Below are 11,276 nucleotides of genomic sequence, written 5' to 3'. Positions count from 1 at the left end.
GGCCTGCTAGTTTGAGTCTGATCGATCGGGGATATGTTATCATCCCCAAGTATCGCGTCACATCTAGACTTCCAGTCAAAACTTCCTCACGATGGCCCGGCACGGCTCGGCGCACGACTTAACGAGCGAGTGCGATGGCAAGATCCGCGAGATCGTCGAGGCGACAACGAACAAAGCCCGCAAGAACCCGGCCTCCGACACCCGATTTTTCCTGTTCGACACCGAGATCGACGCTGTTGCCGTCGCGCTGCATGATCCGTTTTCGATTAATATTTAGACGGCAGATGTCACCTGTGTTAGAATTTCGCTCCTAGCTCGGTGATCTTGTGGCGAGGTGAGATACACTGCTGATCCTGTGAGCAGTGGCGTGTCGAGGTGGACTGCTCGTAACCAGTATCAGAGAGAATTTGTGGGCGCGGTCCTTCGAGCGCTGCTTCAAGGACTCAAAATACTTCAAAGGCAGCTCTGCAAATGAAGGAAAGAGTGCCCTTCCCCGCAATGGCCGGGCTGCAAAAGATCCCTAATCAGGAGAACCTTGCACTGGGTGATACCCAAAGCAGGCGCTTGAGGACTCGTGCTTGTGTGTGCAGGCTCGAATATCCCAACGGCCAACCTATTGGTACGGGCTTTCTGGTCGGCCCGAACTTGCTTTTGACATGCTACCATGTACTCAAGGGCGTTCAGGATCTCGCCGGAGTTGTTCTTCGTTTCGATTATCGTATGAACGAACTACTGCAAGTCGAAACTACGCGGGAGTACGGTCTTTCAAATGATCAGACCCGATTGTCATTTTCCGACGTTGATCCGAACGACGAAAAGCCAGATTCTCTACTAGACACCGATAGAAATAACTTGGACTACCGACTTTTAAGGATCGAGGGCAATCCGGCTTATGATCAGATCGCAGGCACTGTCGAACGTCCTCTGCTGCGAGGTTGGATAGATCCTCCCCCAGACAACTATAAAGTTGAGATCGGGGAACCTTTAGACATATTGCACCATCCATTCGGCGCAACTCTAACTGAATCGAACGTGAGACATTCGGTATTTCATATTACATCAGGGCCAGGGAGAATACGCCATCGAACGCCCACGCTGCCGGGTTCTTCAGGCTCCCCATGCTTTGACGTAAACATGCAATGGGTCGCAATGCACCAAAGAGGTGAAGATCGAGAGAAGGGGTTTCTATGGAACTCTGCAATACCGGCAACTGCTATTTGTGCCCACATCAAGTCGCTATCCAGTCTGAGGACAAGAAAATATACTCCCCCTCCATTCGCTATTAAATTGCGCCGGCCGAAGTTTATTGACTTCCGACCGCTATGGGCACCAATGAAACTACCAGATGACGGACTTTGGAAGAACGAAGCGCTGATAGTTACTATTCCGATCCAAATCTCCCTGCGTGAAGCACCCAAGCCAATCAAACTGGGCGGGATAACCGCCTTTGTGAATGCATTTCCACGTGGCAGGAGCTATCGATGGGCTTGGAAAGCAAATGTTTCGACGTTTGGCAAAGGTTGGCTCGGCCAGTATGAGGCCGCGGCACCACAAAGCTTAGAGCCCTTGTCGAATTTGACATTCGAGGCACAATTCAAGCCTTCGTCGAATGGAGATATATTTTCATGGAGAGATTTCCATGATTTCATCCTCGGAGGCAATTTCGGCAAATTAGAACTAGTGATACGCTTTGAGTTTGAGGCGCTACACCTGGATATGCCGGTTGAATTGTCTGTTTCAGAGATGAGGGCGCTGTTCGCAGAGGGCGACGAAAACGATTTTCATTTCACAAGGTTCCTTCAACCTAACACACTCTAGGAGGCATCGATGAATACAACGCACAGTATGGCTCATGTGATACCTCGCCTCGCCTTACTCACTGCATCCTTCCTATGTATCAGCGTTGCCGTGTTGGCGGCCGAGGAAAATCCATGCCCAAAGCCCAAGATTTCTGAATGCCCGAAACCCGTTGGTGACGAAGTGCCAGAGTTGTTAAGTCCTCCTGCCGCGAATGGCGTCAGTGTCTGCCTGATCACGAGGACAGACACAAACCCATACTTTGTCAAGATGAAGGAAGGGGCCACCGCCAGGGCTGGTGAACTCGGCATGCAGCTGAGGACGTATGCCGGCAAGATCGACGGCGACAGCGAGAGCCAGGTGGCGGCGATTGAGAGTTGCATCTCCGACGGCGCAAAAGGCATCCTGATCACCGCGTCGGACACCAAGGGCATCGTCCCGACGGTGAAGAAGGCGCGCGACGCCGGCATTTCGGTGATCGCGCTCGACACACCGCTGGAGCCGATCGACGCTGCGGATGCGACTTTCACCACCAACAATTTCAAGGCCGGCGCACAGATCGGCGCCTGGGCGAAGGCGCAGCTTGGCGACGCGGCCAAGGACGCCAAGATCGCTTACATGGACCTGAACCCCACCCAGCCGACGGTCGACGTTCAGCGCGACCAAGGCTTCATGGACGGCTTTGGCATCGACGCCAAGGACGGCAACAAAATTGGCGACGAGGACGACCCCCGCAACGTTTGCCACGAAGTGACAAATGGCGACGAGGAAGGCGGCCGCAAGGCGATGGAGAACTGCCTGCAGAAGGACCAAGGCATAAACCTGGTGTACACCGTCAACGAACTCGCGGCCGCAGGCGCCTACCAGGCCCTGAGGGCAGTAGGGATGGAACACAACGTCCTCATCGTGTCCGTGAGCGGCAGTTGTTCGGGCCTAAAAAACGTTGAGGGGGGCGTCATCGGCGCGACCTCCCAGGAACTTCCGATGCAGATGGCGATCCTTGGAATAAACGCCATTGCCATGGCGGCAAATGGCAAGAAGGTCACAGGTTTTTTTGATAGTGGCGCGAACCTTGTAACCGATAAGCCTATGGCCGGAGTCGAATCGATCGACACAGCAACGGGCATCAAGCTTTGTTGGGGCTAGTCAGGGAGCAGAAATCTCTAGAGATCGGATGCGCAAGCATATGGGATCTATGCCAAAGCGATCCTAGGTTCCTTGCCGCTGCGAACAGTTTCTCGATGTACGCGGCAAGGTCTCACTATCGATAGAACGGTTGAGCGCGAGAAATTTTTGAGATTCAAAAGATATATTTGGCGTTCTCGGTCAAGGTATGCTGAAATGCGAGCAATTGGCGTTGGGTTTTATTGGAGCCAGGCCCCTTCATAGGCGATTGGACAATTGTCAGGGAGTCTCATGGCGTTCCCTATGCCGACCAGCGGTTGTAAGTGTTAGAGCCTGCCCGAAGACGAGGGGAGCACGACATGGCAACACCGGCAGAGAAGGCCGCGCAACTACGTGCGTTCAACGACAGCCTGCTAGATGATGACCCGGAGATGGCGGACGCGGAAGGGACCGCGAACGAGCGGCTCGAAGTCAATCGTCCACCCCAGCAGGCCATTGAACTCGAATCTATAGTCATGCGCCGCCGGCGTCCCGTGCTGGCGATCCAGAATGGGGCGGCGGTGCTTGAGTTCAAAGACGAGGCCGACCTCCCACTCTGGAAATCGCGACTCGAAAGCGCTGCCACCGTTCTGGGGAGGGCCATCCCCTGCGTCGGCCGTATCGAGCTGACGGGCAATCCCGACTTCTCTTGGGTCGGGACGGGGTGGCTAGTCGATCCGCGGTATCTGGTTACCAACCGCCACGTCGCAGAAGAATTCGCCCGCAGTGAGGGAGACGCATTCGTCATGCAGTCGGGACCCGACGGCGAGATGGCCGCCTCGATCGACATGCTGCAGGAGATCGGCCGCAACGATAAGCAGGTCTTCCAGGTGAAAGGTGTCAGCTACATCGAGCCCCGTCCCGGGCTCGACCTTGCGTTCCTGGAGGTGGAGCAGATCGACGGCACGGTCGCGAAACCGATCAGGCTGTCCGTGGCGGCGCCGACGAAGAATCCGTTCGTCGCGACCATCGGTTACCCGGCTTTCGACAGCCGGATCCCCGAGCCAGATCTGATGAAGCAGATCTATGGCGAGATCTTCGACAAGAAGCGCCTCGCGCCTGGGGCGATCACCGAAGTCGATCAGGACCGTGTACTCCACAACTGCACGACGCTCGGGGGGAACTCGGGATCGGTCGTCGTGGATCTGAAAAGCGGCGAGGCGCTCGGGCTGCACTTCAGCGGCAGCTTCCTGCGCACCAACTTCGCTGTTCGAGCGGATCGCGTCAGGGAGCGGCTCGATGCGCTGCTCGCCGGCACGCTCCGCGGGAAGCGGGAGGTGCCGGCCCGCCCTCGTCCGTCACGCCGTTCCGCTTCGATGACGAGCGTCGCGACCGGAACCCCGGCGGTCGCCAGCAGGGTAAGCGGAAACGCGACAAGCATCACCATCCCGCTGACCGTGACGGTGTCCCTCGGCGGAGCCGGGCAACCGGCAAACGTATCGGCGCGACCTCGGACGCTCTCGTCGTCCGCGCGGCAGCACGATGGAGACGACACCGACAATCTTGTCGAGACAGAGGCGAAAGCCAAGCCTGAGGACTACAATGACCGGAAGGGCTACGTCGCGACGTTCCTTGGCGACGAGTTCGCGGTCGAGCTTCCCACGATCGTCAAGGGCAAGTCCGACATCTTGACGTGGGGGAGCGGCAGGGACGTGCTTCCGTACGAGCACTTCTCCGTTGTCATGAATGCGAAACGCCGACAGTGTTTTTTCAGCGCCTGCAACATTGACGGGCAACGCTCCAAGTCGAGCAAACGAACGGCGTGGCGGTTCGATCCGCGCATCCCGCTGGAAATGCAGATCATGAAGGAATGCTATGGGAGCACGCCCAAGTTCAGCCGCGGGCACATGAGCCGCCGGGAGGATCCTGCCTGGGGTGAGACAGCTGAGGTGATTCAACGCGGTGCCGACGATTCGATGCACGTGACCAATGTCACGCCCCAGATGCAGTCGTTCAATGCACCGATCTGGCTCGCGCTCGAGGACTACGCCCTTCAACATGCACGTGAGGACGATCAGAGGATTTCCGTGTTCACCGGACCGTACTTCAACAAGAACGACCCGACGATGTTCGGCGTGCGGATCCCGGTAAAGTTCTGGAAGGTGATAGCGTTCGTGCACGACGAAACTCACGAGCTGTGCGCCACCGGCTATGAGATGTCGCAGGAGGACAATCTCGAGCCGCCGGAATTCGTGTTCGGCGACTTCGTGTCCCCGCAGCTCAACATCTCGACGCAAGTACCAATCTCAACGATCGAGGCCCGCGCCGGGATATCCTTCGACGGGTTGGTCGACATCGATCCGTTGTCGAGCGAAGGTGTCGGTCAGCCGACGGGGCCACTGCTGTTCCCCGAGCAGATCAGGTTCATCTGATGGTCACGTTCCTAGAAACCTTCCCGTTCCCGTTCCAAACACCCGCCGGGCAGGAACTATGGCGGACGCTTGCGGGGCTCGTTCCAGTGCCTCTCGACGCGACCGCGCTCGCCGAGAAGTTCGACGTCGATCCGCTCGACTTGCCGGTCAACTTGACGCCACGTCAGTTGTGGTACGTGATCCTGCAGAAGACGGCGGCGAGGGGTACGACCACCGATCTGGTCAAGGACCTGCTGGCGCAGAACCCGCGCAACCGGAAGGCCCCGTTCCTGAAGGCACTGATCGACAACGAAAGGGTCGTCGTCAGTCCCGAGCCGGTGAGCGGATTCGATCCGGCGGTTACTGCGCCAGAGGCGCTGCTGTTCACCGACGACCTCACGATGGCGGTGGGGCGCATCCCGAACCTGATCACCACGCTTCAGCGATTGCTCAAGCTGGCGCCGGCGGTGTGTCTGCTCCGCGTTGAAAATGCGTTTGGCGGCTTCACAGGGACAGGGTTCAGGATCGGATCGGATCTCGTCCTGACGAATCATCACGTCCTGTTTCCGGAGAATACCAAGGCCGAGACAGTGCAGGTCGATTTCGGGTTCGACGTCGGTGTCGACGGGACCAGCCTTTCGGTAATCTCGCTGGCCGGGGATACAAAGACAATGTTAGGCGATCAGACCGATGACTGGGCGGTCCTCCGCGTCGCGGACATGAAACCGGATATCTCGGTGATCGATATCGCGTATGCCGCCGTTCCCAAGGAGGGCGAGCGGGCGTTCATTGTGCAACACCCCGATGGGCAACAGAAGCGGCTCGGCTTCGTGCGTAACATGATCACCGCAGTAACCGATCAGTCGGTCCAGTATCTGACCGACACTCAGCCGGGCTCGTCAGGTGCGCCGGTGTTCAACGCCGAGGGCAGGTTGATCGCGCTGCACCATCGCGGCGGCACGCCGACGCAGCATACCGGCAAGGCGCCACTTACCAAGAACCAGGGTGTGCGTATCAGTCGCGTCGTCGCAGGACTGTCAGCTCAGAACGTGAAGATCTGACATGGAACTGCGCGACCTCCTCATCAAGAACGTCTCAAATATGTTTCCGGTCGCTACGTTCGTTCTGGACTTCCAGAACCTGGTGGAGGGGATCAAGCCTGGTACGTCCGCAGCGATCATACCGGTCGCTCCCGGGACGACGATCGACAACATCGTCAACATCGTCGTCGATCGGGCGCTCCTCGAAGGGTGGATTGGCTCGATTGTCGCGCAGCTTCCGCGCAACCCAGCAACCGCGGCGGAACTCGACGTTATCCTCGCGCAGCTAAGAGACCAGCCCAGGCCCACCTGCGCCGATCCGTTCGAGGAAGTGCTGCTCGAAGGAACTCGTCCGTTTGCCAATCGCGTCGATCTTCGGATGTCGCTGCGGACGCTGTGCGAGGCGGCCGGCTCGCCCTTACTCCTTGTCACTGGCGAGGCCCGATCGGGAAAATCCTTTTCATTCTACCTGGCGCAACACATCGCCCGGCAACGTGCCTTCATCACGAGCCAGTTCGACGTCGGTACGCTCGTTGACCCGGTGACGCTTGCAACCGAGGTCCTTCGCCGCTTCGGGGTGCAGTTAAAAGATGAGACCACTGGACTGGAATCGGATCAGCGATCGGGGCAAGACCTCGCCGCTCAGGTCAAAGACGCATTGGAGGCGCAGAAGCTACGCCGGCTGCTGGTATTCGACGGGTTTCCGTCGCCCACCGATCCGCCCCTGCCTCCAGAGACGATGAGCTTCATCGTACGTCTTGCCAAGTATGCGGACGAGGAGTTGCGGCCATTTCTTCGCATCCTCCTTATCCGCTTCCATGAGGCGCTGCCGGACGCGCTCGATGACGTCGCCGAGCGCGATCAGGCACAGGGCTTCACCGATGCCGACATGTTGGCGGTGTTGAAACAGATAGCGAACGCACGTGGCTGGAACGTAAGCGATCAAGCGCTGCTGGACGAGATCAACCAGGTGTCTGGGAAGACCCTGCGTGAGCGATTCCAACTTATGCGCAAGACGATCCGCCGGCTGTCGCAGATGCCGGCTCCCGCTGATCCACCGCAGACTCTTAGAGGTCCGCCGTGATCACCTTGTCGCCGGCACGCGAACGGGAGCTCGTGGACGCGCTCGCCGAGGCTTTTACGCCGGAGGACCTTGATCTCAAGGTCGCCGATCAGCTGAAGATCCCCGCGACGGAGCGAAGCGGCGCGCGCGACGTCAAGGAGCGTGCGCGGGCTCTTGTAGGGTGGGCCGCCAAGAATGGCGTGGACACCCTCGTCAACGCCGCGCTGCGTGGGAACCCCAGTAGCAGCCGCTTGCGCCTGTTCGCCGCATCAATCGGCTTGCTCACCTCACCAAACGAACTGCTGGCAGCGATCAGTTCCGCGCCGAAGTTCGAGAATGTGGCGTCCTGGACGCGCGGTCTCCTGGCAGCGGAACGTCAGATCTGTGGCATAAAGCTGAAGTTGGCTGGAACCTCTGTCGAGGCTCAGTACACTGGATTTCTCGTGGGAGATGACCAGGTCATGACGGTCGGGCTTCCAGTCATCCCAAATCCGGGCCTCTACGTTGCATTTACGTTCGACACCATAACGATCCAGATTCACCCTACTAATCCGATCGTCGTGGACTTGGACCATGTCCGCGTTCTGAGGCTCGAGGCACCGCTTGCGCGCGTGCTGGAGAAACCGGGTGCGGAGGTCGCCGTACGTACCCGCGGCTGGATTTCGCCGGTGCCTGGCACGCCTGCGACCCCCGATGACAGTATCGTCATCGTGCAGCATGTCGACGGCTCCCTGCGTCTGTCAATCGGCATGTACGAAGCGACGGCCGCCGGCGGCGATGAACTGACCTATCAAACGGTGACGACCTACTTGGGCTCGCTTGGGGCGCCGTGCTTCGATGCAGCGTGGCGTCTGGTCGGCATTCATTTCGGCGGCGAGGGTGCCCTCAACCGCGGTCGTACCTTGGAGGCGATCGTCCGCGAACTTAGGGAAAAAGGCTATCGATGGGACGCATCGAACGGCGTGTACGCGGAATTCAGTGCTCAGCCGCAAGCTGCCCGTTTGAATGTCGGCGAGGATGACGACATCCTACGCGGCATCGCGAGTTCGATCGAGCCGGACGACGTCTGGAGTGACGAGGTCGAAGACCTCGATCTGGACAAGCAGGAGTGTTGGGCGTGGGTCGAGGCGGCTGCAGTACATGCGTCGTTCGATCCTGAGAAGATCGTTCCGTTCGGCGAAACCCGCCATGACGCGCGGGTGGCATTGCTGCTCGAAAGCCGTCAGATCGGTGACCTTTGGGTGCTCAAAGACCGGATAAGGAAGGCAGCGCTGGCGCGGCTCGCATCGCGCGGCTCACTCGCTGAGGCCCACGGCATGAACCCTATTGACCGTACCGACCGCCTCGACGTTGCCCTCGGTAGTCTGATCCATCAAGTGCCGCCGAAGGGCGACGATTTGCGCGATCCCGACACTTTGCGGGCGCTGCTCACGGCCATCGGATGGCTCGATGGTGTCCTCACGCCGTTACCAGATCCGGGGCAGTTGCGCGCGTCGCTCGAACGCGCGATCCTGCTTGCTCCGTTCCAGCACCTCACGCGCGGCTTCTTTGCCGGACGCGAGCAGGAGCTAGCGGATCTCACGGCGTACAGCGAGGCTATGCCGGGATCGCCGCTCTTTATTCACGGGCCCGGTGGCATGGGGAAGTCGGCACTGCTCGCGCGCTTCGTGCTTCAGAATGCCGAGCGCGATCCGGCGAAACCGGACGTGTGGCGGCCGTTCATCTACATCGACTTCGATCGCCCAGAGCTCGACGCGACGAATCTCGCCGGCGTGCTCCTGGCGATCGTCCGGCAACTCGGGCCCCAGGTGCCGAGCATCGCCAAAGCGGCGCAGGCGCTTGTTGACGGGCAGGTCCAACGGGACGGGGTAAGCACGCGCCAGCGAGGAGCGAGGCGCAAGCGCGGGAACATTGCAGCCCAAGCCGCATCCAGCCAGATGGCAACGATCCTCGACGACGTCAAGGACATATTGGAGAAATTGCCTGACATACCGATCGTGATGATCCTCGATACGCTCGAGGAGGTGCAGTTCTCAAATCCCGACGCGATCACACCGCTCATCTCGCTGGTTAGACAACTGCAGGCGGATGCGCCGCAGTTGCGGCCGATTTTCGCCGGCCGCGTTCTCGTCGATGACGACGTCACGCCAATGGAGCTTAGCGGGTTGCCGCTGCCTGCCTGTGTGGCGCTCCTTCAGAACGAGCTGCCGGCGGAACTGGCGACCAACACTCAGTTGGTCGACAAGCTCGCTGAGATCGTCGCGGTGCCCGACAAGAACGACCAGCTCCGCGGAAATCCGTTGTCACTGCGCCTTGCGGCGGAGGCCCTGCGACGCGAAGCGGCGGCCGCCGATCGCGTGATCGAGGAGCTGGACGCAGCTATGCGCGGACGAGTGGGCGACGCGATCGTGCAGGGCCGGCTGTACGAACGGATTCTCGGCCACATTCACGACAAGCGCGTCGCCGCGCTGGCGCATCCCGGACTTGCGCTGCGCGTGATCACGTGGGAGCTGATCCGCGACGTGCTCGCGGTACCGTGTGGTCTCGGCACCATCGACGAGGCCGCGTCACGCGAACTGTTCGACGCGCTGGCCAAGGAAGTCGCGCTCGTCAGGCAGGGAGCCGATCCCGCCCAACTGGAACTGCGTCCCGAGCTGCGACGGATCGTGCGGGAAGACATGGGGAGAGATACTAAGCAGGCCGGCCAGCGTATGCAGATCCACGAGGCTGCGGTCGCGTACTATGCGCCCCGCCCGCTACTGGCGGACCGCGCCGAGGAAATCTATCACCGTCTGGCGCTGGGCGAGGACGCTGCGATGGTCGACAAACGATGGCTCACTGGCGTCGAGCCCTTCCTACGCGACGCGGTCGGCGAATTGCCGCCGGGGAGCAACGCCTACCTCGCGAACCGGGTCGGAGGGGTTGCCGACGAGAAGCAGCTCGCAACGGCCTCGCCGCTGGAATGGGAGGAGTACGCCCGAAAGCGCGCGGCCGATCTGCTCAAGTTCGGACAGGCGCAGAAAGCCCTGGATCTGCTTGCGATGCGGAGCGAGCGTGTGCCGACGAGCAAGCTACACTATGTGGAGAGCATTGCCCGGCGCACGTTGCCTGTCCCGGATTACTCGGGCGCGGAATCAGCGGCCGAAGCCGCTGTAGATGCTGCGCAATGGAGTTTGAACGCCGACGACCTCCGCGACGCGCTCGAAGAATTGGTCAATGTGCGGCGGCTACGCAACGACACCGCCGGCGTGCTGCGCGCGTTAGCTGAGCTTGGCAATCTGGGCGACGCCCTAGGCGACGATCTGGTGTTGCTCGAGGCAAACGTCCAGGGACTCGAGTCGCTCGCAGTCCCGAGTGACCGCGAACAATTCACGCAGAGCGCTGTACGAGTATTCAGCCGGCTCCCAGACGAACTCGTAGCGAAGGCTCCCGAACTGTCACGCCGCGTCGCAGCGCAGGTCGGCGGCTCGGAGCCCGCCTTGCTTCAACGCGTGCTTCGCGTTGTCGGCACCGGATCCCTCAATCGGGAGGCGGCTAGCGGGCTGCACGAAGTACTTGAAGAGTGGGAGCACATCGATCCGCAGGTCAGCGCATTCATTCCCGATGTGAGCAAGTCGCCGCGAGAAATTGCGAGCGCCGCACGCTATCTTGCGAGTACGCGCGAGATGGACTCACAAATCGCTGAGCGCTTCGCGGACTGGCTCAGCCCCTTGGTGTCGCCGTCAGCCTGATATCTGGCCAGAAATCGAACACTCAACTTTGTGTTATTAACGATCATCAGGCCCTGCCCCACAAACAATCACCCCCGGATAGCATTTCCCGAAAGGGTGCCATGCTCGGAGGGCATAGGCCTAGCAGGCT

At 60.0% G+C, this 11,276-nt stretch carries 7 protein-coding genes; all 7 read left to right on the top strand.

What is annotated here, in order from left to right:
- Positions 1-91: 91 nt before the first annotated feature.
- The 7 genes from O7A70_RS33055 to O7A70_RS33025 all read left to right on the top strand — a co-directional run bounded on the left by O7A70_RS33055 (position 92) and on the right by O7A70_RS33025 (position 11,146).
- On the top strand, positions 92-277 hold the full coding sequence (locus O7A70_RS33055; protein WP_337144091.1) for a hypothetical protein: 186 nt from the start codon (positions 92-94) through the stop codon (positions 275-277).
- A gap of 194 nt (positions 278-471) precedes the next feature.
- Positions 472-1,818 (top strand): trypsin-like serine peptidase, encoded by a 1,347-nt coding sequence (locus O7A70_RS33050; protein WP_337144090.1) that lies wholly within the window; start codon positions 472-474, stop codon positions 1,816-1,818.
- 9 nt (positions 1,819-1,827) lie between these two features.
- Positions 1,828-2,943 carry a sugar ABC transporter substrate-binding protein gene (locus tag O7A70_RS33045; protein WP_337144089.1) on the top strand — a complete coding sequence of 372 codons (1,116 nt, stop codon included), beginning with the start codon at positions 1,828-1,830 and terminating at the stop codon, positions 2,941-2,943.
- Between the two features lie 338 nt (positions 2,944-3,281).
- Positions 3,282-5,333, top strand: coding sequence for a DNA/RNA non-specific endonuclease (locus O7A70_RS33040; RefSeq protein ID WP_337144088.1), 2,052 nt, complete (start codon positions 3,282-3,284; stop codon positions 5,331-5,333).
- Entirely contained in the window at positions 5,333-6,373 is a 1,041-nt protein-coding gene (locus tag O7A70_RS33035; protein WP_337144087.1) for a trypsin-like peptidase domain-containing protein, read from the top strand. The genes O7A70_RS33040 and O7A70_RS33035 overlap by 1 nt, the downstream gene beginning before the upstream one ends.
- A 1-nt stretch (position 6,374) precedes the next feature.
- On the top strand, positions 6,375-7,436 hold the full coding sequence (locus O7A70_RS33030; RefSeq protein WP_337144086.1) for an ATP-binding protein: 1,062 nt from the start codon (positions 6,375-6,377) through the stop codon (positions 7,434-7,436).
- A complete protein-coding gene (locus O7A70_RS33025) occupies positions 7,433-11,146 on the top strand; it encodes an AAA family ATPase (RefSeq protein ID WP_337144085.1) in 3,714 nt (1,237 codons plus the stop codon). The genes O7A70_RS33030 and O7A70_RS33025 overlap by 4 nt, the downstream gene beginning before the upstream one ends.
- The last annotated feature ends 130 nt before the right edge of the window (positions 11,147-11,276 follow it).

This window comes from Mesorhizobium sp. Cs1299R1N1, from assembly GCF_037179655.1.
Taxonomy (GTDB): domain Bacteria; phylum Pseudomonadota; class Alphaproteobacteria; order Rhizobiales; family Rhizobiaceae; genus Mesorhizobium; species Mesorhizobium salmacidum.
The sequence above is the reverse complement of the archived record's forward strand: the minus strand, read 5'-3'. Positions and strand labels throughout refer to the sequence as shown.